General features: G+C 45.0%; 16 protein-coding genes. 15 read left to right on the forward strand and 1 reads right to left on the reverse strand.

The window, feature by feature from the left end; genetic code table 11:
• Positions 1-261: 261 nt before the first annotated feature.
• From EPL05_RS15340 to EPL05_RS15360, 5 genes are all read left to right on the forward strand, one after another.
• Positions 262-2,736: an ABC transporter permease gene (locus tag EPL05_RS15340; RefSeq protein ID WP_128534858.1), complete on the forward strand. Its 2,475-nt coding sequence runs from the start codon at positions 262-264 to the stop codon at positions 2,734-2,736.
• A 167-nt stretch (positions 2,737-2,903) separates the two neighbouring features.
• Positions 2,904-5,270: an ABC transporter permease gene (locus EPL05_RS15345; protein WP_128534859.1), complete on the forward strand. Its 2,367-nt coding sequence runs from the start codon at positions 2,904-2,906 to the stop codon at positions 5,268-5,270.
• Positions 5,271-5,396: 126 nt separating this feature from the next.
• Complete coding sequence (gene recR, locus EPL05_RS15350) at positions 5,397-6,011, forward strand: recombination mediator RecR (RefSeq protein WP_128534860.1); 615 nt, start codon at positions 5,397-5,399, stop codon at positions 6,009-6,011.
• Between the two features lie 6 nt (positions 6,012-6,017).
• Entirely contained in the window at positions 6,018-6,854 is an 837-nt protein-coding gene (locus EPL05_RS15355; protein ID WP_128534861.1) for a glycosyltransferase family 2 protein, read from the forward strand.
• A complete protein-coding gene (locus EPL05_RS15360; protein ID WP_128534862.1) occupies positions 6,838-7,653 on the forward strand; it encodes an SDR family oxidoreductase in 816 nt (271 codons plus the stop codon). Before EPL05_RS15355 ends, EPL05_RS15360 begins: the two co-directional genes overlap by 17 nt.
• Before the next feature lie 261 nt (positions 7,654-7,914).
• Here EPL05_RS15360 and EPL05_RS15365 read toward each other — a convergent pair whose 3' ends face one another.
• Complete coding sequence (locus tag EPL05_RS15365) at positions 7,915-8,862, reverse strand: ion channel (RefSeq protein WP_128534863.1); 948 nt, start codon at positions 8,860-8,862, stop codon at positions 7,915-7,917.
• Positions 8,863-9,438: 576 nt separating this feature from the next.
• On the opposite strand from EPL05_RS15365, the gene trpD reads away from it, so the two are divergent.
• From trpD to EPL05_RS15415, 10 genes are all read left to right on the forward strand, one after another.
• Entirely contained in the window at positions 9,439-10,428 is a 990-nt protein-coding gene (trpD, locus tag EPL05_RS15370; protein WP_128534864.1) for an anthranilate phosphoribosyltransferase, read from the forward strand.
• A gap of 1 nt (position 10,429) precedes the next feature.
• Entirely contained in the window at positions 10,430-11,059 is a 630-nt protein-coding gene (locus EPL05_RS15375; RefSeq protein WP_128534865.1) for a phosphoribosylanthranilate isomerase, read from the forward strand.
• Positions 11,056-12,237 carry a tryptophan synthase subunit beta gene (trpB, locus tag EPL05_RS15380; RefSeq protein WP_128534866.1) on the forward strand — a complete coding sequence of 394 codons (1,182 nt, stop codon included), beginning with the start codon at positions 11,056-11,058 and terminating at the stop codon, positions 12,235-12,237. Before EPL05_RS15375 ends, trpB begins: the two co-directional genes overlap by 4 nt.
• Positions 12,238-12,488: 251 nt before the next feature.
• Positions 12,489-14,915: an ABC transporter permease gene (locus EPL05_RS15385; RefSeq protein WP_128534867.1), complete on the forward strand. Its 2,427-nt coding sequence runs from the start codon at positions 12,489-12,491 to the stop codon at positions 14,913-14,915.
• A gap of 107 nt (positions 14,916-15,022) precedes the next feature.
• Positions 15,023-17,419, forward strand: coding sequence for an ABC transporter permease (locus tag EPL05_RS15390; RefSeq protein ID WP_128534868.1), 2,397 nt, complete (start codon positions 15,023-15,025; stop codon positions 17,417-17,419).
• Between the two features lie 66 nt (positions 17,420-17,485).
• Complete coding sequence (locus tag EPL05_RS15395; RefSeq protein WP_128534869.1) at positions 17,486-19,891, forward strand: ABC transporter permease; 2,406 nt, start codon at positions 17,486-17,488, stop codon at positions 19,889-19,891.
• Between the two features lie 291 nt (positions 19,892-20,182).
• Positions 20,183-20,860, forward strand: coding sequence for an ABC transporter ATP-binding protein (locus EPL05_RS15400; RefSeq protein ID WP_128534870.1), 678 nt, complete (start codon positions 20,183-20,185; stop codon positions 20,858-20,860).
• Between the two features lie 13 nt (positions 20,861-20,873).
• A complete protein-coding gene (locus EPL05_RS15405; protein WP_128534871.1) occupies positions 20,874-22,214 on the forward strand; it encodes a TolC family protein in 1,341 nt (446 codons plus the stop codon).
• A 180-nt stretch (positions 22,215-22,394) separates the two neighbouring features.
• A complete protein-coding gene (locus tag EPL05_RS15410; RefSeq protein ID WP_128534872.1) occupies positions 22,395-22,997 on the forward strand; it encodes a porin family protein in 603 nt (200 codons plus the stop codon).
• Between the two features lie 153 nt (positions 22,998-23,150).
• Positions 23,151-24,941 (forward strand): glycoside hydrolase family 9 protein, encoded by a 1,791-nt coding sequence (locus tag EPL05_RS15415; protein WP_128534873.1) that lies wholly within the window; start codon positions 23,151-23,153, stop codon positions 24,939-24,941.
• Positions 24,942-24,946 lie beyond the last annotated feature (5 nt).

Consider the following 24,946-nt stretch of genomic DNA (forward strand, 5'->3'; position numbering starts at 1 on the left):
ATTCACCACTCTCTATTCACCACTCACCAAAACCACAGTGTATCATAACCGTACAACTGTTGTTACGCATGCGTACAGTGTGTAATATTTTTTTTACGTTATTGTATTGATTTTTAGATTATTGTAAAATTGGTATCGCTTTTAATATATTAACAGTGTTATAAACAAATACATAAATAGCCTGGCGCGGTGCATAAAGCAAGCGGGCGATAATTATAACCAAAATACTATCACCTCACGAAACTGAGTAATCAAAAACTAATGATAAAGAACTATTTTAAAATCGCCTTAAGGGGGTTCCGCCGGCACAAGCTGTTTACCTTTATCAACATTGTGGGCTTATCCATAGGCATCAGCGCCGCGCTGGTGATATACCTCATTGTGCATTTCGATTTTACGTTTGATAAGTTCCATAAAGATAGCGACCGCGTTTACCGTGTAACTACTGATTATTCGTTCGCGGGTGAAGTTGGGCACAACGGTGGGGTAACCATGGCCCTGGCGCCGGCATTGAGCACCGAAGCAACCGGTATCGACCAGGTAGCACCATTCTACATATACGGTAACGTGAATGTGCTGGCGCCCAATGGCTCATCGGTAGGTAACAAGTTAAAAAAGCAAAGCGGGATAATTTTCGCCGAAGGCCATTACTTTAATATTTTTGAATATAATTGGGTAGTGGGCAATAAAAAAACCGCCCTTAAAGATCCCAACACCGTTGTGCTTACTACAAAGCAAGCGAAACTGTATTTCCCTAAGCTGGAGTATGCCGATATGCTGGGCAAGCAACTCATCTATGATGATTCGCTTAAAACCACTGTTACCGGTATTGTAGAACCTTTTAAAGAACGTTCGGACTTTATGGCACATGATTTTATATCCTACATCACCGGCACTACCGACCATTACGTCAAAGACAATTTTGAGGTAACGCAGTGGGGAAATACCAACTCTGCCTCGCAGTTATTCATCAAACTCGCGCCAACTGCTTCAGCTGGTAAATTAGAGAAGCAATTGAATGTAATGCTGAACAAGCATAACCCGCCAACGCCCGAAAATAAGGGCAATACCCAGGGTTTATCGCTCCAGCCTATCGGCGATCTGCATTTCGATCAAGTGTATGGCGGCTTTGATGGTGTGCGTACGGCCAGCAAAACAACGCTTTACGGTTTATTGGTTATAGCGGCTTTCTTGCTGATGTTAGGCTGCATCAACTTTATTAACCTTACCACAGCGCAGGCATCGCAACGCGCCAAAGAAATAGGCATCCGCAAAACAATGGGGAGCAGGCGGGGGCAGTTGATCATGCAGTTTTTAAGCGAAACGTTTTTGATAACCCTTTTAGCGGTTATTATTTCTGTGGCTATAGCGCCGGTAATATTAAAATTGTTTGCCGACTTTGTTCCAGAGGGGATCGCCATAAATATCCTCGCTCAGCCCGATCTAGTTGTGTTTTTAATATTACTGACCTTACTCGTAAGCGGCTTGTCGGGCTTTTATCCGGCCCTGGTTTTATCTGGCTATAAACCGGTTACGGTGCTTAAGAACCAGTCGGCAGGTAATAGCAGTAAATCGCGTAACGCCTGGCTGCGTAAAGGGTTAACGGTTACCCAGTTTGTGATAGCGCAGTTCTTTATCATGGCTACCTTATTGGTGAGCAAACAGATCTACTACGCGTTGCATAAGGACCTTGGTTTTAAGAAAGACGCTATTGTAAATATCAGCACACCGTATAAAAGCATAAATACCGATAAACAACAGGTGTTTATGAATAGGATCCGCGCCATAGCGCAGATAGAACTAATGAGCGTGGGTGGTGCGCCGCCATCGTCGGGCAATACAAACTCTACCACCGTAACCTACAAGGACGGCAAAAAAGAGGTAAAAATAGACCTGCAGCAAAAATTTGCCGATGAAAATTACCTCAACGTTTACCAGATAAAATTATTAGCCGGGCGTAACCTGCGCTCAACCGATACGGCGGGGGCGGGTAATATCCTCATTAATAATACCTACGCCAAAGTTTTAGGTTTCCGTAACCCAAATGATGCCATTGGTAAGCAGTTGGATTATAACGACAAGCAAAAAACCATTGTAGGTGTAACGGCCGATTTTTACCAGAAATCGCTTCATTCACCTATAAAACCACTTGCTATCCTGCAGCCCGGGAACAGGAAATGGAATAACCGCACTTTCCATATCGCCCTAAAACCGCAAACTGCCGGCGGAAACGAATGGAAAACTGCCATAGCCGGGTTTGAAAAGATATGGAAGGAGATTTATCCCGACGAAGATTTTGAATACACTTTTTACGACGAGAACATTGCCAAGTTTTACACCGCAGAGCAACACACTTCGCAATTGCTTACCTGGGCAACAGGCCTTTCTATATTTATCAGCTGCCTTGGTTTATTAGGTTTGGCTATTTATACCACCAGCCAGCGCACTAAGGAAATCGGCGTACGCAAGGTGTTGGGCGCTTCGGTAGCGCAGATTGTTACGCTGCTATCAACCGAATTGATCTGGCTCATAGTACTGGCTTTTGTAGTAGTAACACCAATTGCCTACTACGCCATGCAAAAATGGATGGAGAACTTTGCAGACCGCACTGCCATCAGCTGGTGGATCTTCGCGCTAAGCGGTGGAGGGATGCTTACAGCAGCATTGTTTACGCTAAGCTTCCAAACGGTAAAAGCAGCAGTTGCGAACCCTGTGAGGAGTTTGCGAAGTGAGTAGCTGTTAGTTGATGGTTCATAGTTCATGGTTTATAGCAGGCGTAAAATAATTGCTGGGCTACCATGAACTATCATCAATGAACAATCAGCCAATAAAAGTTAACGAATGTTAAAGGTTTAGGATTCGAAAGCTATAGTGCTGATATTGTAGGCAATTACAAAAAGCCTATGCTGAAGAACTACTTTAAAATTACCTGGCGCAGTATTGCCAATAATAAAATATCCTCGCTTATTAATATCGGCGGGCTCTCCGTGGGTATAGCAGTGAGTTTTATGTTGTTGCTGTATGTATACAACCAATACAGTTTTGATAAATTCCACAATAATAGCGACCGGCTGTACCAGGTTTTTAAAAACCAACCATCAAACGGAGAAATAAGAACTAAAGCATTTACGCAGCAGCGGCTTGCCGGCGTGCTAAAAAAAGATTTCCCGGAAGTAGAGAATGTAGCACGCATCAACGAATCTAAAGAAGCACTCATCACCTTTAACGACAAAGGTATTAAAGTGAACACCGTAGCATCTGACGCGGCGCTGTTTGACTTATTCAACTTTCAGTTGGTTTGGGGCGACAGGCGCACCGCACTTAGCGACCCAACCGGCATCGTAATTTCAGAATCAACCGCATTGGCCGTATTCGGCAACAGGAACCCGGTGGGGGAGATGATCCAATACGACAACCAATTCCCCATGAAAATAAGCGCGGTTATCAAAGATAACCCGCAAAATTCCAGTTTTACTTTTAAAGCCATCATACCATGGCAGGCTTTTTTAAACGAGATGCCCTGGCTAAAAGATGAAGGCTGGGATAATTACTCCTATTTCACGTATGTGCGTTTAAGGCCCGGCACATCTTTGGAGGCGGTAAATGCCAAAATAAAAAACCTCATAGGGCAGCATTTCCCACAGGATAAGGCGGTGAAGCTATTTATGTTCCCGTTTACCAGGCTACATTTGTATGGCGAGTTTAAAAATGGTGTGAACACCGGCGGCAGCATCGAATATGTGCGGTTGTTTTTATTCCTTGCCATTGGCATATTGCTCATAGCTTGTATCAATTTCATGAATCTGTCAACTGCCAGGTCGGAAAGAAGGGCGCGCGAAGTTGGCATTCGCAAAGCCATTGGCGCAAGGCGCGGTTCGCTCATAAAACAATTCATGAGCGAGTCGCTACTGATGGCTTTTGCAGCTTTCCTGCTTTCCCTCATGCTCATTATGGTATTACTTCCTGTGTTCAGGAATATCGTTAATATCAATTTAAGCCTGCCCTATGCCAACCCATGGGCCTGGTTAATGGCTTTGGCAGTTACAGTGTTTACAGGGTTGGTTGCAGGTAGTTATCCGGCACTTTTCCTTTCGTCGTTTAACCCGGTTAAGGTGTTGAAAGGGCAAATGATAAGCACACAAAGCAGCATCCGCCCAAGGCAGGTGCTGGTGGTTATGCAGTTCACCTTTTCAACCTGCCTCATCATCTTCAGCATTTTTGTATACCGGCAAATAGGCTTTATTAAAAACCGCCCGGTTGGTTACAACCGCGAAGGGATGATAGAGATCGCCTCTGATGGCAGGATGTACGACCAGTTCGATCTTTTCCGGCGCGATGCGCTGGCATCAGGCGCCATTACCGATGCTGCATTGATATCCGAACCTATAACCGGCGTTACCGGCGCCACCTGGAATAACACCTGGCCGGGACAGCTCCCCGGCGAGCGTAGTATCTCTATAGATTGTGTTGCGGCTACCTACCATTTTATTGATACTTACCAACTGCAATTAACCAGGGGGCGTGATTTTGCTGCCGGCCGCCCCTCAGATTCTACCGCTGTTATACTTAACGAATCGGCAGTGAAACTGATGCGCTTAAAAGAACCCGTTGGGCAACAAATAACGTGGATGAACAGCAAGCGCACAATTATAGGCGTAGTTAAGAATTTTGTATTGGCATCGCCTTACGAACCGGTGAAGCCAGTTATTATCGGGTTTTCGAAAGACTGGGCCACCAGTATAGGCTTGCGGCTCAACCCCAATACATCAATATCGCATAACCTGATAGTTTTAGAAAGCATCTACAAAAAATATAACCCTACGTACCCTTTCGAGTACAAATTTACCGATGAAAGTTTTAGCGCCAAATTTCGTAACGAGAAATTACTCGGCACTATGGCAGTTTCATTTACCTGTTTAGCTATAATGTTGTCTGCGCTCGGGTTGTTTGGGCTTGCCTCATTCTCTGCCGAACGCAGGCGTAAGGAGATCAGCATCCGCAAAGTTTTGGGCGCAGGTACGGGCGCGCTATGGTTAAAACTTTCACAGGAGTTTTTGGTGTTGGTGGTACTGTCGTTCGTTATCGGCTCGCTTATTAGTTGGTACCATATCAGCAGGTGGTTGTCGCAATATACGTATCACACATCTATCAGCATTTGGGTTTTTGTGGCTACGCTGGCTTTAAGCCTTGCCACTTGCCTTATTGCGGTAAGCTGGCAGGCTGTGAAGGCGGCCCTGGTAAACCCGGTGAAGAATTTGCGGAGTGAGTAAGGATAGTTCATAGGTGATGGCCCATGGTTTGTAGCCGAATTAGAGGTATCAGATCCGTTATGCCCAAAACTCGTGCATATGAACTATCATCCATAACCATCAACTAATTTTCTTTATTTTCGCACAATGAATTTTTCGTCGAAACTGCTGGAGGATGCAGTTGCTGAATTTACTAAATTACCTGGGGTGGGGCAAAAAACTGCCCTGCGTTTGGTGCTGCATCTGCTCAACCGGGAGAAGGAGGAAGTAACCCGTTTCAGTACCGCCATCAGTAGATTAAGAAACGAAATCCAGTTCTGCAGCACCTGCCACAATATCTCTGACAGCACTATTTGCGAGATCTGCGCTTCACATAAACGCGACCATTCTTTGGTTTGCGTGGTAGAAGATACGCGCGATGTAATGGCCATTGAGAACACCAACCAATATAACGGCGTATACCACGTACTTGGTGGCTTAATATCGCCAATGGATGGTGTGGGTCCGTCCGACCTGCAGGTGGATACATTGGTGGAAAGATTAAAGGAATCGGGTGTAAAAGAAATAATTTTCGCCCTTAGCGCCACCATGGAGGGCGATACCACTATTTTTTACCTGCATAAGCGGTTAAAACAATTTAATATAAATATCTCTACCATTGCCCGTGGCATAGCTTTTGGTGGTGAATTAGAGTACGTGGACGAGATCACTTTAGGAAGGTCTATTGTGACAAGGGTTCCGTACGAAAATTCATTATCCTGATTGCTTATGAAACTCTCTGTTATTGTAGTTAATTACAATATGTGCGCTTTGTTGAAGGCTTCGCTTAGCTCTTTAACTAAAGCTTGTAAGCATATTGATTATGAATTAATTGTGGTTGACGATGCGTCTACAGATCGTTCGGTAAAAATGCTGGAAACGGAGTTCCCAAAGGCCCACGCCATCCTGAATGAGAAGCAATTGGGTATCGCCAAAAGCCGCAACCTGGGGCTTGCAAAAGCAAACGGACAGTATGTTTTAATGGTCAATGCGGATACAATTACAGCCAGCAACGCGCTGGATGGCACACTGGCATTTATGGATGAGCATACCGATGCCGGCGGTGTTGGCGTGCGTATGCTAAACCCGCAGGGGCGCTTCTTGCATGTATCGCGCAGGGGCTTTAACAAGGCATGGGAAAACTTCTTTAAACTTACCGGCCTGGCAAAACACTTTGTAAAATCGAGGTTGTATAAGCACGAGAACAATAACTGGGTTGATGAATTTGAAACCGCCGAGGTTGACGTGATCAACGGCGCTTTTATGTTATTGCGCAGATCGGTATTGAACGAGGTGGGTGAGCTTGATGAGCGTTTAGCGATGTTCGGGCATGATATCGACTTATCTTACCGCATCCGCCTTGCGGGATATAAAAATTACTATTACCCCAAAACCTATATTCTTAACTATAGGAAGCACCTGGGCTCAAAATTTACCTGGAGCTACATCAGGCATTTTTATGGTGCTATGATTATATTCGCTGCCAAATATATGTTCCGTATGCCGGAGATCAAGATGCCGGACGTACAGCAGATATTTGCCCCGAAATATGAACTTGAAAAATAAGGTAATTGTTATCACCGGTGCCTCATCTGGTATCGGTAAAGCCCTCGCCATAGAATTTGCCAATCGCGGCGCCAACCTGGTTTTAGGAGCAAGGCATTACGTGAATTTGTGCACCATCGCTCAAAATATTGAAACTCATCAAAAAGTAAAGGCCGTTGCTGTACAATGCGATGTTACGGTTGAACAGGACTGCGCCATGCTGATCAAGCAAGCCGTATCAACCTTCGGTAGGGTAGATGTGCTTATCAATAACGCCGGTATCAGTATGCGCGCGCTTTTTAAAGATGTTGACCTAAAGGTTTTAAAAAGCCTGATGGACGTAAACTTTTGGGGCACTGTATACTGCACCAAATACGCCCTCCCCGAGATCACCAAAACAAAAGGCAGCATAGTGGGCGTGTCGTCCATAGCAGGTTATAAGGGCCTGCCGGGTCGTGCCGGCTATTCCGCCAGTAAATATGCCATGAATGGTTTTTTAGACGCCCTGCGCGTAGAAAACCTGAAAACAGGCGTACACATTATGGTGGCTTGCCCTGGCTTTACAGCATCCAACATCCGCAATACGGCGCTCGATAAAAGTGGCAAAGAGCAGGGCGAAAGTACACTGGAAGAAAATAAAATGATGACATCTGAAGAGGTGGCAACCATTATAGCCGATGGCGTGGAGGGCCGCACCCGCACACTCATAATGACCACACAGGGCAAACTCACCGTTTTCCTCAGCAAATTCTTCCCTGCTTTTTTAGATAGGCAGGTGTATAAGGTTTTTGCAAAGGAGAGAAATGCTTTAGTTCAATAGTTCAATAGTTCACTGGTGGGTTGTTGGACTTCCTTTATCTTTTTGTATTGAACAAACCCACCATGTCATCCCGAACGAGCTGCGGTGGAGTGTGTGCGGGGGCGAGGAGGGAACTTGTACGCCCTGCTTGGGCAATGCGCGGTCATATAAAAAGCTTGGATGCATGGCTTATAAGATTTCTCACGCTCGCCTTTCACGCACCACCAACCACACGCTGGTTCGATGACATAATGTAGGATGTTTGGCTTTACCATCGCTGAACTATTGAACCACTGAACCAAACAAGCTTATCTTGCTCATATCCAATACAATCCTGCCATCTTCATCCCGTTCAAACATCGGTACAAATTTAGCATCCCATACCATATCGGCGTAGGTGTAAGAGGTGCGGGAGTGTACGGTTTGAGAGAACGTGTCATCAAAGGCTTTTAGCAGCACCGAGAACGAAGCCTGCGTGCGTTCCAGTTCATCGGGCGTAATTTCGGCGAGGGGACTGTTCTCATCAAGGGGGTGTACTATTGTCCAGTTGAGGGTGAGGATGCTTACGTTAGAGCGCTCCAGTTCCAGCGGGAAGAACCGACGGGTGGCTTTTCCGTTCACTATCTCGTTATAGGAGAAGATGACCTCGATGCCCAGATCTATTAAAACATTCTTCCGCAGGTTGGAGATCCGGAACATCAGTCCTTTGCCGCTTTCCTGGTAGGGGCTTACCAGCAGGTTATCGCTGTACACAATTTTAGCCGATGGCTTAGAAAAACGTCCGTAAAGCAAACCCGTAGCTAACGCGAAAGCCAGCAAACCCATCATGGATTCGATAGCCGCAACGCTGTTTGCCACCACGCCCCGCGGACTGATGTGCCCGTAGCCCACGGTAGATATGGTTTGTGCCGAAAAGAAGAACGCGTCTAAAAAACGGCCGTAAGGCGTAATGCCGGTTGCACCATCCAGGCTATTCATACCTATGGACACGTATATGGTAGCAAAAAACAAGTTGGCAAAAAGATAGCCGCTCAGTACGATGAGCCAGAACTTGCCCCAACTCATTTTAATAAGGGTGTGGTAATTATCGGCTGTATTAAAAAATGCCAGCCCTTTACGCCGCACATTCACCGAACCATCTTTGTTGATAAGCGGCTGGCTTTTGATAACCGGCTGTGGGCCAAAACCAAGGTCGTTTTCTGGATTTATCTTTTGTTCGCGTATGGACATCTGGTAATAATTAAATTGAATAAAAAAGCAATCTTGAATTAAATGCGGTCCATCTTTAATTCAATAACTACCTATGAAAAATGTGTGGATAGATGTATGAGCAATTTTACAGAAATTCCTTTACATTTTAAGGGCATCCCGGCCTTGGTGAGCTTATATCTGGTGTTTTACAAAAGTGTTTTATTGTGTTTTTTTATTTCGACGTAAAATATATACATTGTTCATAATAAACTATTTATAAATATCATCTAAAGTATAGGGGTGTTCCAAAGTGTTTCACAAAAAACTGTAAAATACTGATAATCAATATGGTCTTAAAATAAGTGTTCCACATTTAAAAGTAGCACACCTAAGCCGACAGCTCAATAAAATTTAAACGCATTTGCTTTTGTAAAAACATCATTCCGCTTGCTTTTAGTGAAAAGTATTTCCATATTTGCCTTAACAAATGAAAACAATAGCATTAAACAACAATTGGTGGTGGCTTAACGAAAACTCGTAAGGCAGCCTCATTTTTTGTTTTTTACAGATATACAGAAGGGTTGCCGCAAGGTAGCCCTTTTTTTATGCCCTAACATGAAACAGATACTTAACCATCTTTTTGAACACAAAACCTTTAGCCGTGAGCAATCGAAAGAAATTTTGAAGAACATCGCACTGGGTAAATACAATAATTCGCAAATGGCCGCCTTTATGACTGCCTATTGTATGCGCAGCATCACAGTGAACGAACTGGAAGGTTTCCGCGATGCGATGCTAGAACTTTGCCTGCCTATCGACCTGGAAACCGGTGAACTTATCGACCTTTGCGGCACCGGCGGCGATGGCAAGGATACATTTAATATCTCTACCCTTGCGTCATTCGTGGTAGCGGGGGCAGGTTATAAGGTGGCCAAACACGGCAACTACGGCGTTTCTTCGGGCTGCGGTTCATCCAACGTAATGGAGCATTTGGGCTATGTGTTCACCAACAATACCGATGCCCTCAAACGCAGCATTGATAAAGCAAATATCTGCTTCTTGCACGCGCCGCTTTTCCATCCGGCTATGAAAACTGTGGCGCCTATCCGCAGGGAATTGGGCGTGAAAACCTTTTTTAATATGCTTGGCCCATTGGTAAACCCCGCAAAACCGGGTAACCAGTTGGTAGGTGTATTTAACCTGGAACTGGCGAGGGTTTATGCTTACCTGTACCAAAAATCGGGTATTAAATATACCATCCTAAACGCCTTAGACGGCTACGATGAGATTTCGCTCACCTGCGATTTTAAAACTTTCTCCGGCGAAGGCGAAAAGATGAATACCATAGAAAGCCTCGGCTTTGCCAAACTGAACGAGAACGAAATAACCGGCGGGCATACCGTTGGCGATTCGGCAGACATATTTATGAAGGTGCTTAATGACGAAGCTACAAAAGCGCAAGCCAACGTAGTGTTGTCAAACGCGGCAATGGCCATTAAAACCATTTCGCCCGGCAAAACATTTGCAGATAGTTTTTACGAGGCAGAGGAATCGCTCACCAGCAAAAAAGCGCTGCGAAGCTTTAAAACTTTGATTGCGAGCTAATATGAAGATAAAGATTTGTGGTTTAAAACACCCGGATAATATCGAAGCCGTAGCGGCACTATCGCCCGATTATATGGGCTTTATCTGTTATAGCAGGTCGCCGCGCTTTATTGGGGAGCTTGACGAAGATATTTTGGCAACCCTGCCAGATAATATCCTTAAAACTGGAGTGTTTGTAAATGCCTCGGTAGAGCGCATCAACAAAACGATGAATAAATATGGTTTCGAGGCCATTCAGTTGCATGGTGCCGAAACCCCGGATAACTGCGCCATGTTCCGCACCAAAGTGACCGTTATCAAAGCTTTTGGTGTAAATGAGGATTTTGATTTTAGCCGATTGGAAAATTACGCTAACAAAGTAGATTATTTCCTGTTCGATACCAAAACGGTAGCACATGGCGGCTCGGGCAAAACCTTTAAATGGGAAGTGCTGAATAAATACACGGGCGATGTGCCTTTCTTTTTATCGGGCGGGTTAAGCCTGGAGAATTTGGCTGAAGTGGGTAGCATCAAACACCCTATGCTGTATGGTGTTGATATGAACAGCAGGTTCGAATCGGCCCCGGCTTTAAAAGATGTAGATAAGCTTAAAGAAGCATTTAATATTATAAAAACATTCAATAACAAATGAAGTACGGAGTTAACGAACAGGGCTATTACGGAGATTTTGGCGGGGCGTATATCCCCGAAATGCTTTACCCTAACGTAGAGGAACTGCGCCAGGAATACGTGAAGATAATGAACGACCCGAGCTTTATAGCCGAGTTTGACCAGCTGCTGCGCGATTATGTGGGCCGCCCGTCGCCTTTATACCATGCCAAACGCTATTCGGAAAAATACGGAGCGAACATTTTCTTCAAACGGGAAGACCTGAACCATACTGGTTCGCATAAAATAAACAATGCCATCGGGCAGATACTTTTAGCTGAACGCCTAGGCAAAAAACGCATCATCGCTGAAACTGGGGCCGGGCAGCATGGCGTGGCTACGGCTACTGTTTGTGCGCTTAAAGGCATCGAGTGTATAGTATACATGGGCGAAATAGACATGGCACGCCAGGCACCCAACGTATCTCGCATGAAGATGCTGGGTGCCAGGGTAATACCGGCAACATCAGGCAGTAAAACCCTTAAAGATGCCACCAACGAGGCCATGCGCGACTGGATAGGCAACCCGGTTGATACCCATTATATCATCGGCTCGGTAGTTGGCCCGTATCCTTACCCGGATATGGTGGCCAAATTCCAATCCATCATTTCCCTCGAAGCAAAAAAACAACTGCTGGAGCAAACCGGCAATGAGTTACCACAATATGTAATGGCTTGTGTAGGGGGCGGCAGCAATGCCATGGGTATGTTTTACCATTTTTTGGACGATGAGGATGTGAAATTAGTAGCGGTTGAAGCAGCAGGCAAAGGTGTAGAGAGCGGCCACTCGGCAGCAACCACTTTTCTTGGCCGCGAGGGCGTTTTACACGGCAGCCGTACCATACTGATGCAAACAGCCGATGGGCAGGTGGAAGAACCGTATTCCATATCTGCAGGGTTGGATTATCCCGGCATAGGTCCGCAGCATGCACATTTGTATAAAGTAAACCGTGCCAAATACGTAAGCATTACCGATGATGAGGCGCTGCAGGCGGGCTTGCTGTGCTCGCAAATGGAAGGCATTATCCCTGCCATAGAAACCGCGCACGCGCTGGCCTATTTGGAGAAAATGGTATTTGATAAAGGCGATAATGTAGTGATCTGTCTGTCGGGCAGGGGAGATAAGGATCTGGATACTTATATTAAGTATTTCGGGTACTAGGGGTGTGGTGAGTAATGAATAGTCAGTGGTGAGTGGTGAATTGTTTTGACCCCAACCACCACTCACTATTCACCACTCTCTATTCTCTACTACTACTCACTATTCTCCACTCAACAAGTGTATCATAACCGAACACACACTGTTACACTTGCGTACATACGGACACTTTTCTTATCTTTGTAAATCACTTATAATTAAATACTTATAAAACTGGTATAGCTTTTAACTACGTTAAGGCAAAATCGGTTTGTATGTTAAAAAATTACTTTAAAATAGCCTGGCGCAACATTCTCCGCCATAAAGGTTATTCCATCATAAATATTTCTGGTTTAAGCGTGGGCATCGCAGCCTGTCTGCTCATATTTGTTATCCTGCAGTTCGAGTTGAGCTTTAACACCGGTTTTACGAACTATAAAAGTCTGTACCATGTGGCTACTAAGCAAATAGGCGAGGACGGTACCACTTATAATCCCGGCGTATCCGTACCGGCTCTCGATGCCTTGCGGATCGACTTTCCGCAGGTAAAGTTTGCTGCCTTAAACTCCAGCTATGGCAGCCAATTAACTGTTCCGGGTAACGACCCAAACAACGCCTTGAACGATAAAAAATTCAGCGAAGACGTTGGCGTGTTTTTTATGGAACCGCAGTTCTTCGATATCTTCCATTCTGATTGGCTGGCAGGAGATAAAAGTGCTTTAGACCAGCCAAACATGGTGGTGATAGCCCAAAGCACGGCCACTAAATACTTCGGCAACTGGAAACAGGCCATGGGTAAAACCCTGAAAATGGATAACGTTTTAACCCTGCGTGTTGCCGGCATTATTGGCGACGCGCCTGATAACAGCGATTTCCCGCTGAAGGTGATGGTATCCTACACTACCTGGAAAGAGCATCCTAAAGATTATAATTACTCCCATGAATGGGGCTCACTAAGCAGCAATCACCAGATATTTGCCGAGCTGCCGCAAAATATGACGGCCGCCAATATGGATAAGCAGTTGGTACGCTTCACCGCAAAATTCGCAAAGGATAAAACTAAGGTAACCCGTGCCCATTTTTTACAGCCATTAAGTGATATGCACTTTGATACCCGTTTCGGTAACACCATTGGCGACCACAGCACCAGCATGGCAACCTTGCGCATATTGGGGCTTATTGCCGTGTTGATCATCGTTATGGCGTCCATCAACTTTATTAACTTGTCTACCGCGCAATCGGTAAGCCGGTCAAAAGAGGTAGGCATCCGTAAGGTATTGGGTAGCACCAGGAAACAACTGATCTCGCAGGTACTTGGCGAAACCACGCTTATTGTGGTATTTTCGGTTGCAATTGCAGTCGCAATAGCAGAACTTGCTCTGCCATACCTCAAAAATATCGCCACCGTGCCGGATAATATCCGCTTGTTTAACGCTGGAACAATGATGTTTTTGGCATTGACAACCATCGCGGTTATTATACTTTCCGGCATCTATCCCGCACTCGTCGTATCGGGCTTTAAGCCAATACTGGCCATCAAAAACAAAATCACAGCAGCTTCCGTTGGCGGCATCCCACTGCGCAGGGCATTGGTTGTCGGCCAATTCTTTATCGCGCAATTATTGATCATCGGCACTTTGGTTGCGGTAAAACAAATGAACTATGTAAACGATGCCGACCTCGGATTCAACAAAAGCGCTGTACTAATACTACCCGGTTATACCGACAGTATCAGCCTGGGCAAAATGCAAACCTTTAAACAGCAACTATTGCAAAATCCGCAGGTAAAATCGGTGAGCTTTACTTCTGATGCGCCATCATCTGATAACAACTGGGGATCCAACTTTTATTATAACAACGATATGAAAGGCGCTACCTTCGGCGTTTTCATGAAGTTTGCCGATGCGGATTACTTTAAAACCTTTGGTTTTAAATTTGCCGCAGGCGGAGGTTTCGACCTAAGTGATACTACCCGCCAGGTAGTTGTTAACGAAACATTGGTACACAAACTGGGCGTAAAAAACGCAGGGGACGCTATTGGCAAAACGTTTAAGTTGGGCGGCGCTAAAAAGTGGGCAAATATTATTGGAGTGGTTAAGGATTTTAAAACCAATTCTTTGCGCGATGCTGTTAGACCCATTGTTATTTTAACGCAAAAGGAATATGAAGGGCAGGCGGCCGTAAAAATTCAGACAACAAGCCTGTCGAAAACAACAGCTGCCGTTAAGGCCCTGTGGGAGAAAACCTATCCCGAGTATGCTTACAGTGGCTATTTCCTTGATGAAAAAATCGCTAAATTTTATGAGCAGGAGAACAAGCTTGCGCTGGTTTACAAGATCTTTGCCGGTATTGCCATCTTTATTTCCTGCCTTGGCTTGTACGGCCTGGTATCGTACATGGCTGTGCAACGCACCAAGGAAGTTGGTGTAAGAAAGGTATTGGGCGCGTCTGTAGCCAATATTGTTTTCATGTTCTCCAAAGAGTTTTTATTGCTGATAGGGATCGCCTTTTTAATTGCCATGCCAACCGCTTGGTATCTGATGTCGCAATGGCTGCAGAATTTTGCTTACCGCATCCCATTAACCGCAGGCGTATTTTTGCTGGCGATAGTAGGATCTATGGGGATAGCATGGCTTACCGTGAGCTACAAAGCCTTAAAAGCCGCGCTGGTAAACCCGGTAAAGAGCTTGAAGTCGGAATAGTGTTCATAGTTCATGGTTCAAAGTAAAAGGACTACAGGAATTACCATGAACTGTCATCCATCAACTAAATAAATCTGCGTAATCACAAAATATAATCTGTGTAATCAATGTATAAAAACTATTTTAAGGTCGCCTGGCGCAATCTGTGGAAGAATAAAGTTTCCTCTGTTATCAATATCGTTGGGCTTGCCGTGGGTATGGCTGCCTGCATTGTGATACTGCTATTTGTATCGTACGAGAAAAGCTTCGACAGTTTTCATGGCGAAAACATTGTAAGGCTGAATGAGGTACAAAAGTGGCCCGGATTAGCCGCACCTCAAAAGGTAGCCTTATCTATGTTCCCGATGGCACCGGCTATCAAGGCAGAGTTTCCTGAAGTGAAGGATTACACCCGTATAAAATGGGACGATAAATATCAGTTCACCTACAACGAGAAAAGAATATTTGTACCCGAGGTTTTTGCCGTCGACCCTTCTTTTTTTAATATATTTAATTTTAAGGTGATAAAAGGCGATGCACTTGCGGCGATAACCAAACCAAACAGCATTGCCATTACCGAGGAAACTGCCCAAAAACTTTTTGGTAAGGAGGATCCCATCGGCAAAATAATAAACCATTACGGTGGCGATACGCTTAAGTTTACCGTAACAGCCGTGATGGCTAATGTGCCAAAAAACTCCCAGCTACAATTTGATGCCTTATACTCTTTGCCGGGCATCCATCAAAAATGGATGGATAACTGGGGCGGTAACTGGTTAAATACCTACTTTAAAATGTCGCCCGGAGCCGATTTGAAATCCTTTGAAGCTAAGATGCCGGGTTTCTTAAAAAAACACCTCAATGGCGACGGCTGGAAATATTATGAACTATTTTACCTCCCGCTGAAAGACATACATGCAGGTTCTACAGACATCGGGCTGGATTACCTCAACTTTCAAAAGTTCGACCAGAAATCGACCAACCTATTCGCCATCATAGCTATTATTGTGCTCGTTATCGCCTGCGTAAACTTCATGAACCTTTCTACAGCACGCTCTGCTGATAGGGCGAAAGAGGTGGGCATACGTAAATCTATAGGTGCAAACAGGCCCCAATTGGCTTTGCAGTTCCTTGGCGAAACCATTTTGTTATCCTTACTGGCGCTGGTGTTTGCTATTATATTGGTAGAGCTTGCTTTACCCTACGTAAATAACCTCAGCCTTCGCGGCATTTCGCTGCCTGTTTTCAGCCAGCCATTATTCCTGCCGCTCATTTTGGTGGGGACTATTTTGGTGGGCTTCATTTCGGGTATTTATCCTGCTTTGTTCCTTTCCTCCTTTAAGCCGGTTAAGGTTTTAAAGGGATCGGTAGAAACCGGCAAGAACAAAGGGGCTTTGCGCAACGTGTTGGTGGTTGGCCAGTTTACCAGTGCTGTTTTCCTGATGATAGCCACCGTATTTGTGGTGAAGCAGCTTAAATTTATGCAGGCTAAAGACCCCGGCTTTACCCGCGAGCAAATGGTTACCATTCCGCTGGATAGAATTTCGGGCAAAGGCTACCAGCTGTTTAAACAGCAACTATTAAACAACACACTTGTTGCCGGTGTAACTGCTTCGCAAGACCAACTTGGCAGCCATTTAGATCAAAATGGTGTTACGTTTCAGTATAAAGATTCTCCAAAGAAGGATTTGGCGGCCACGCAGCTTATTGTTGATAACGATTATCTCAACGTTTATAACATCAAATTGTCGCAAGGCAAAAACTTTTCTACCGAAAAATCTCAAAACGGTCGTGAATACATTGTGAATGAAGCCATGGCCGACGAACTCTTAAAAGATCATCCCGGGGCTACACGCGCTTCGTTGATAGGGCAGCGCTTCGGCTTCGATTCGCTTGGCGTAATTACCGGTGTGTCCAAAAACTTTAATTTTAATTCGATGCATTATAAGGTAGAAAACCTATTCCTCGTAAATCAAAGTGAATGGGGATTCCGCAAGGTTTCGGTAAAAATAAATGCGGGCAAATCAAAAGAGGCCATTGAGTTCATCAAAGCTACCTGGAAGCAAATTAACCCCGACCACCCGTTTGAATACCAGTTTTTGGACGACCATTTTGCGGAGGTTTACCGAGCCGATAACCAGGTGAGCAAAATTGTGGGGATACTGGCCGGTTTGGCCATTTTGATATCCTGCCTTGGCCTATTTGGCCTCGCATCTTTCTCTGCCGAAAAACGGGTGAAAGAAATAGGGGTGCGCAAAGTACTGGGCGCATCGGTGAAAAATATTGTAATGTTATTATCCGGCCATTTTATAAAATTAGTGATGATATCAAACCTTATAGCCTGGCCGCTAGCATGGTACGCTATGAATTTGTGGTTGAAAGATTTTGCCTACCATATCAGCATCACCTGGGGCACGTTTCTATTCGTAGCCTTGCTATCGGTAATCATTGCCTTGCTAACCATCAGTTTTCAATCAGTAAAAGCAGCCATAGCCAACCCGGTGAAGAGTTTGCGGAGCGAATAAAAGAGATTTCGGATTTCGAATGTTCGATTTCGGATTTAGTATTTAGAAATTAGAATTTACTGCATAATGATAAAAAATTATTTAAAAACAGCATGGCGTAATTTGTTGCAAAACAAGGCAACGTCCTTCATCAGTATAGCGGGGCTGGCAGTAGGAATCTGCTGCTTTTTGCTATTGGCGACTTACCTCATCAACGAGCTTAGGTACGATCGTTTCCACCAGAAAGCGGATAGGATAGTGCGCATCATCCAAAACCACAAATCGCCGGATTATAACGAAGTGAATACTATAGCAGTAACGCCAACCGCGCCGGTGCCGGTTTTTAAACAACAGCTAACCGATGTTGAAGACGGAGTACGCATTATAGATTATTCGGACATGCGCCCCGCCATCGTTCAGTTTGGCGATAAGCTTTTTAAAGAGAAAAACGTGCTGATGGCCGACGGATCGTTCTTTAAGATCTTCAGTTTCAAATTCATATCCGGCGATGCGGGCTCTGCTTTGGGCAATTCATCATCTATAGTGATCACGGCTTCCACAGCCACTAAATATTTTGGTGCCGATAACCCCATCGGCAAAATTTTAAAGGTAGATGGAACCAACAACATGATGGTTACCGGAGTGGTAGAAGATGTGGCCGAGTACTCGCAGATAAAGTTTGATATGGTAGGCAGCTACGCTATGATGCCGCGCTCGCTCATCCGCAAATGGGACTCGGCAAACGATTACTCTTATCTACTGTTAAAACCGAGCGCGGATAGGGTAGCTACCGAGAGGAAAATAAACACCTACCTGGATAGCCTCTACAAAAACGACCTGGCCGCCGGCGAAAAAATATGGTATAACCTGGAGCCGCTTACCTCTATACACCTGTACTCTACCGCCGGTGGTTTAGAACCTTCGGGCAATATCAAATACGTCTACATCCTGGGCATTGTAGCCGTTATACTGTTGGTATTGGCCTGCGTAAACTTCCTGAATCTGGTAACCGCCCGCTCGGCCGAACGTTCTAAAGAGATTGGCGTGCGTAAAGTTATGGGCGCGCAGCGTAAGCAATTGTTCTTCCAGTTTATTACCGAGGCGGGTATCATTACCCTCGTATCGCTCATAGCAGGCGTAGTTTTTGCGTCGTTTTGCTTCCCGGCGTTTAGCGATTTTAGCGGGCAGGCGCTCAATTTTAATACCTGGAATATTACATGGTTGGTTACAGCAATACTTGGCCTATTTTTTATAGTCACCCTGTTAGCAGGTACTTATCCATCGTTGTATCTATCGGCGTTTAAGCCGGTGGTGATACTTAAAACAAAGTCTACCGGGGCGGCAGGCGGTAATACGCTGCGCAAATCGCTGGTGGTTTTCCAATTCATCGTATCGGTTTTCTTTATTATCAGTACGCTGATAGCTGGCAACCAGCTAAAATATATGCAAAACCTGAACACCGGGATGGACCGCTCGCAGGTGATGGTGCTTGATATTGGCGGTATGCCTTTTAATAACCTGGAGCCCTTTAAAAATGCAATAGCGCAAAACCCCGGTATTACGGGCGCAACGGCCTCCTACAATTCGCCGGTGAACGTGCGTGGCGGCTATTCTATCAACAGCGCCGACGGTAAAAACTCCGATTTTAATCTGCCCGTAACGGCAGCCCCAATTGAGCGCAACTTTATCAAAACCATGGGCATGACGCTGGTTGCCGGCAGGGACCTGGACCTGGGCGATGAGCAGCAGGTGCGTAAAGATAGCCTGCGCCAATACAGTTTTATTTTAAACGAAACCGCCATTGCCGCCATGGGCTGGAAACCTGAACAAGCCATAGGTAAGCACATTGGGCTTAACGGGCGAACGGGCACTATTAAAGCCGTTGCTAAAGATTTTAATTTTTCTTCCTTACACCAAAAGATAGAACCGTTGGTAATATTCCCCGAGTACGATTGGTTTGGCAAGCTGCTGGTAAAAACCAACGGCAAAAATACCGCCGCTACCATAGCAGTTATGGAGGCGCAATGGCACAAGTTTTATCCCAACTCGCCATTCGAGTACCACTTCCTCGACCATGAGTTTGAAGAAATGTTTAAAACCGACCAGCGTACTGGCTCCATTCTGCAAGCCTTTACGCTGGTTACCATATTTATCTCCTGCCTGGGCTTATTCGGCTTAGCGGTGTTCAGCACCCGCCAGCGCGTTAAAGAGATAGGAATCCGCAAGGTTTTGGGTGCAAATGTAATGAGCATTGTAGGCCTTATCTCGTCCGATTTCCTCAAGTTGGTACTCATAGCAGTTATTATATCTTCACCGCTTGCATGGTACGCCATGAGCGCCTGGCTGCAGGATTTTGCCTACCGCATAGATATTTCCTGGTGGGTGTTCCTGTTGGCAGGAGGGATGGCTATTCTCATTGCCTTCGTCACCGTAGGATACCAATCCTTTAAAGCCGCGCTCAGCAACCCGGTGAAGAGCTTGCGCAGTGAATAGTGAATAGTGAGTATGAAAAACAAGTTGTGCGCTGTGGAATATCAGCGCACAACTTGTTTTTACAAAGCTTAGTAGGTTAAAACCATTCACCACTCTCTATTTACCACTCACATTGTATCATTACCGAACGCCCCGCTGTACAGAAGCGTACAGTATTATAATTAAATTTAATTATAAATAACTGATAGTTAGTAATTTATAACTTTGGTATGTTATTGATACTTTAATGCCAAAATCAAATTAAGAAATTGCAACCAGTAAACAATTATCCATTAATCTTAACCAGTTAAAATGTTATCACTACAGCATATTTCGAAGTATTACCAGGTTGGCGGCAACAAAAATTTCGTTATCAACGATATTAGTCTTGATGTTGATGAGGGTGAGTTTGTATCTATCATGGGCCCATCCGGTTCGGGTAAATCTACGTTGCTCAATATCATCGGCATGTTGGATGATCCATCAACCGGATATCATTACTTTGTAGATCAGCCCGTTCATCAAATGAAAGAAAAGCAGCGCTCTGCTTTATACAAACAATACATCGGCTTCGTTTTCCAGGCTTACCATTTAATAGATGAGTTAACCGTTTACGAAAACATTGAAACCCCATTAATATACCAGGATGTAAAAGGCAGCGAACGCAAGGCCATGGTGGCAGATATGCTCGATCGTTTTAACATCGTAGGTAAAAAGGACCTTTTCCCGGCACAATTATCTGGCGGGCAACAACAGCTGGTGGGTATAGCCCGCGCGCTGATAGCCAAGCCAAAATTGCTTTTGGCCGATGAGCCTACCGGTAACCTTAACTCCAAACAAGGCGAAGAAATTATGGAGCTGTTCCGTAAATTAAACAAAGAAGATGGCGTTACCATCATCCAGGTAACGCACTCGGAAAAAAACGCGGAATATGGTTCGCGCATCATTAACCTGTTGGATGGAAGGGTTGAATCTTCAAAAAAATTCTGAACTATAACACAAAATGCGATACTATAAATACTTACTTTTTAGCTTAGCCCTAACTATCCCGGCACTGGCACATAGCCAAACTGCCGATACTACGCTTAACCTGCAGCAATGCATCGATATTGCCATCAAAAACAACCTCGATGTAAAAAAAAGCGAACTGTTGCTGCAAACCGCCAAGGTAAACTCCAACCAGGCAAAAGAATACCTTTTGCCGGCCATCAGCGGCCAGGTAGACCACAGTATCAGCAGTGGTCGCGGTATCGATCCATCTACCAATACGTATGTGAACCAGTCGTTTAAATCTGGTAACTACAATTTAAACGGCGACCTTACCTTGTTTAGCGGTTTACAAAACCTAAACAACATCAAGCAAACATCATTAGCCTATCAGGCTGGCAAAATGGATTTTCAGCAGGCTAAAGATCAGGTTACCATCAGCGTTATCACCGCTTATTTATTGGTGCTGAATAACACCGAACTGCTAAACCAGGTGCGGAATCAATTAGATGTGTCGAAAAAACAGGTGGAGCGTTTAAACATCCTAGAGAAAGAAGGTGCTAACAAGCAACCGTCAGATTTGTATGATCTTAAAGGTACTTATGGCGACAATCAATTGAACGTAGTGAACACCGTGGCAACCTTAAAAGGTTCCAAGCTGAGTTTATTGCAGATCCTGAATATCCCTTACAAGGAAAACATTATGCTTGCACCCATCAATGCCGAAGATCTTGCTAAACAAACGTCAAACTCCGCCGACCAGGTGTATGATATCGCTTTAAATCAGCTGGCTTATGTAAAGGCAGCTACCTTAAGGCGACAAAGCGCCGAAAAGGGCGTGAGCGTTGCAAAAGGCGGGCTATTCCCAACAGTATCGTTGTTCGGTGGCTTATCAACCAACATCTCCAGTTCGGGGCAAATTGCCGGGCAGGATGTTAGCTACGTCGATCAGTTTAAAAACAATCGTGGTACAAATGTGGGCATCAGCTTAAGGGTACCAATATTGGGTTACCTCCAAAAACGCAACAAAGTAGCTTTGGCGAAGATTGATCTGCAGAACAATATTTATGTAGAACAAACTACCAAAGTGCAGTTAAGGCAAAACGTAGAGCAGGCGTATTTAAACATGACCTCGGCTTATGAAAAGTACGATGTTTTGACGGAGCAGGTTACTGCCTATGCCGAATCTTTCCGTACCGCGGAGATCCGCTTTAACGCGGGCGTACTTACCTCGGTAGATTTTGTATTGGCCAAAAACAATCTCGACAGGGCAAAATTGAACCTGATCAACGCCCGATACTCGGTTTATATTTATAACAAAATTTTAGATTATTACCAGGGAAAATTGTCATTATAATAAAATTTGCATCTTATTAGATTATTATATTACATTTATTGCAGAATCTACAAGGTATCCGGCCCGCCATTTTCAACGGCGCGCCGGATATTTCCATTAAAGCCCATTCTGTTCCTTCTGAGCAATTTTTAATAACACAAAAGCTTATTTTTGTTGTTGACACTAAAAAATTATAACCTTATGAAAAAGTTACTACTCACATTATCCATAGTTTTAACAGGTGCCGTAGCTGCGCAGGCGCAGGTATTGCCAAGCGTGCAGTTTGGCGTGAAGGGCGGCGTAAATTTAACAAGCCTTTCATCGGGCGGCAGCTCGTTTAGCAGTAATAATCGTGCGGGTTACCTTGGTGGTTTTTGGGCACGTTTTGGCGCATTAGGATTCAACTTTCAGCCGGAGATTTACCTGACCAGCAAAAACGTAGATATCAACACCAGCACCACCACAAAAGGCACTGCAAAATTCACCAGTATTGATGTGCCCTTATTAATAGGTGCTAAAGTAGGTGCGTTAGGCATCGGCGGCCGGTTTTATGGTGGCCCCTTATTGTCGTTCGCTATTAACAAAGACAACAATTTGGGGAGTGCCGTTGGCGGCGCATCCCGTTTAGATTACAAGGATTCTAATTTCGGGATACAGGTAGGTGCCGGACTGGATATCCAAAAAATATCCGTCGATCTGCGTTACGAAGCAGGGCTTACGAAACAAAATTACTACGATGGCAGTACCAATTATAAAACCCGCGTAAGTTTATTTAATTTAAGCCTGGGTTACCGCTTATATTAACAAGGAAAGAATTTGAAGCGAAGGCCTGCACATAAACTGTGCAGGCCTTTTTTGTTGATAATAAAGTATTAGCCTTTTGTAATAAAATAACAATAAAGTATTATTGTACAAAGCGTTGCTTGCCTTACCTTTATCAAAACCAATACCTACTATATGATTCACAAACGAGTGCTTGCCATTTTGATGCTACTAACTAACGTATGTTTGCAAATGCCTGTTAAAGCACAGGTGCCCTCGCAGAGCGGTAAAAGCATAATTCGCCTTAACCAGATTGGTTTTTATCCCAAAGCCGGTAAAATAGCTGTAATTACTGCACAGCAAACCGGTAATTTCCACATTAAAACACTTAACGGTAAAACCGTTTTCACCGGCGAGCTAAAGACTTCGAACCAGCCAGCTTTCTCCGGCAATTACACAGCTATAGCTAACTTTTCGGCGTTTAGCCTGCCGGGCAAATATGTTGTAAACTTACCCGGGAGAGGCGATTCTTATCCTTTTGAAATAAAACCAAACGCACTGAAGTCGGTAGCCGACGGAACCATCAAGGCCTTTTACTACCAGCGGGCCTCAATACCACTTGAAGAAAAGTACGCCGATAAATGGCACCGGCAAGCCGGGCACCCGGATGATAAGGTACTGATCCACCCGTCTGCCGCTACCGAAAAACGGCCGGAGGGAACAATGATTTCCTCGCCACGTGGCTGGTACGATGCCGGAGATTATAACAAATACATCGTTAACAGCGGGATCTCTACGGCGACGCTGCTTTCTTTATATGAAGATTTCCCGGCGTATATGAAAACCGTTAAACTGAATATCCCCGAAAGTACTAACCGGTTGCCCGATGTGCTGGACGAAGTGCTTTGGAACCTTCGCTGGATGCTCACCATGCAGGATCCCAACGATGGCGGTGTATATCATAAATTAACCAATCCCCGTTTTGATAAAATGGTAATGCCGGATAAGGCCGATTCGGCGAGGTATGTGGTGCAAAAAAGCACCGCAGCCGCGTTGGACTTTGCCGCGGTAATGGCACAGGCATCAAGAATCTTTAAAAAGTTCCCGCAGGCTTTGCCCGGGCTGGCAGATTCATGCATAAAAGCATCAGAATATGCCTGGCAATGGGCGGCTAAAAACCCGGCGGCACTATACAACCAAGATGCTATGAATCGCCAGTTTAAACCCTCGGTGGTTACCGGTACCTACGGCGATGGCATGGTAAGCGATGAGTTTTTTTGGGCGGCTGCCGAATTATACAGCGCCACCGGCAAGGTTGAATATTTTAGCAGGCTGAGCTTCACAGCAAACGATAGAGTGCAGGTGCCTACCTGGAGCAACGTAAAAGTAATGGGTTATTACGCGCTTACCCGAAACATGGGAGCAGATATCGGCAGTCACCCCGAGCTATCGCAAACAAAGGAGCGATTGTTAAACTTTGCCGATACTTATATAGCAGGTGCCGACAGTAACGCTTATCAAACCGTGATGACGAAATCTAAAATCAAATTCAACTGGGGCAGCAACAGCAATGCCGCCAACCAGGGAATATTGTTGATAAAAGCCTATAAGCTAACTAACAATAGAAAATACCTGCAATACGCTCTTGCTAACCTCGATTATATTTTGGGCAGAAACGGCACGGGGTATTGCTATGTTACCGGCTTCGGTAGCAAACCGGTAATGCACCCCCATCACCGCCCATCGGTAGCCGATGGGGTAGAGGATCCTATCCCAGGTTTGCTTTCCGGTGGGCCCAATCCCGGTATGCAGGATGGCGTGCAGGTGCCCTCGCTTTTCCCGGATGAGGCTTTTATAGACAGTGATAAGTCCTACGCAACCAACGAAATAGCGATAAACTGGAACTCACCGATGGCCTACCTGGCTAACGCATTACAGGCATTACAAAAAAACCTTTTTAATACCCAAACTAAAAATCATAACTAATAAAC

Source organism: Mucilaginibacter gilvus, assembly GCF_004054195.1.
In the GTDB taxonomy this organism is placed as follows: Bacteria; Bacteroidota; Bacteroidia; order Sphingobacteriales; family Sphingobacteriaceae; genus Mucilaginibacter; species Mucilaginibacter gilvus.

Coding starts and splice junctions, on each gene's coding strand:
- EPL05_RS15395 (WP_128534869.1), top strand. CDS start 17,486: ATGATAAAAAATTATTTAAAAACAGCATGGCGTAATTTGTTGCAAAAC.
- recR (WP_128534860.1), top strand. CDS start 5,397: ATGAATTTTTCGTCGAAACTGCTGGAGGATGCAGTTGCTGAATTTACT.
- EPL05_RS15385 (WP_128534867.1), top strand. CDS start 12,489: ATGTTAAAAAATTACTTTAAAATAGCCTGGCGCAACATTCTCCGCCAT.
- trpB (WP_128534866.1), top strand. CDS start 11,056: ATGAAGTACGGAGTTAACGAACAGGGCTATTACGGAGATTTTGGCGGG.
- EPL05_RS15400 (WP_128534870.1), top strand. CDS start 20,183: ATGTTATCACTACAGCATATTTCGAAGTATTACCAGGTTGGCGGCAAC.
- EPL05_RS15365 (WP_128534863.1), bottom strand. CDS start 8,862: ATGTCCATACGCGAACAAAAGATAAATCCAGAAAACGACCTTGGTTTT.
- EPL05_RS15410 (WP_128534872.1), top strand. CDS start 22,395: ATGAAAAAGTTACTACTCACATTATCCATAGTTTTAACAGGTGCCGTA.
- EPL05_RS15415 (WP_128534873.1), top strand. CDS start 23,151: ATGATTCACAAACGAGTGCTTGCCATTTTGATGCTACTAACTAACGTA.
- EPL05_RS15355 (WP_128534861.1), top strand. CDS start 6,018: ATGAAACTCTCTGTTATTGTAGTTAATTACAATATGTGCGCTTTGTTG.
- EPL05_RS15360 (WP_128534862.1), top strand. CDS start 6,838: ATGAACTTGAAAAATAAGGTAATTGTTATCACCGGTGCCTCATCTGGT.
- EPL05_RS15340 (WP_128534858.1), top strand. CDS start 262: ATGATAAAGAACTATTTTAAAATCGCCTTAAGGGGGTTCCGCCGGCAC.
- EPL05_RS15375 (WP_128534865.1), top strand. CDS start 10,430: ATGAAGATAAAGATTTGTGGTTTAAAACACCCGGATAATATCGAAGCC.
- EPL05_RS15405 (WP_128534871.1), top strand. CDS start 20,874: ATGCGATACTATAAATACTTACTTTTTAGCTTAGCCCTAACTATCCCG.
- EPL05_RS15390 (WP_128534868.1), top strand. CDS start 15,023: ATGTATAAAAACTATTTTAAGGTCGCCTGGCGCAATCTGTGGAAGAAT.
- trpD (WP_128534864.1), top strand. CDS start 9,439: ATGAAACAGATACTTAACCATCTTTTTGAACACAAAACCTTTAGCCGT.
- EPL05_RS15345 (WP_128534859.1), top strand. CDS start 2,904: ATGCTGAAGAACTACTTTAAAATTACCTGGCGCAGTATTGCCAATAAT.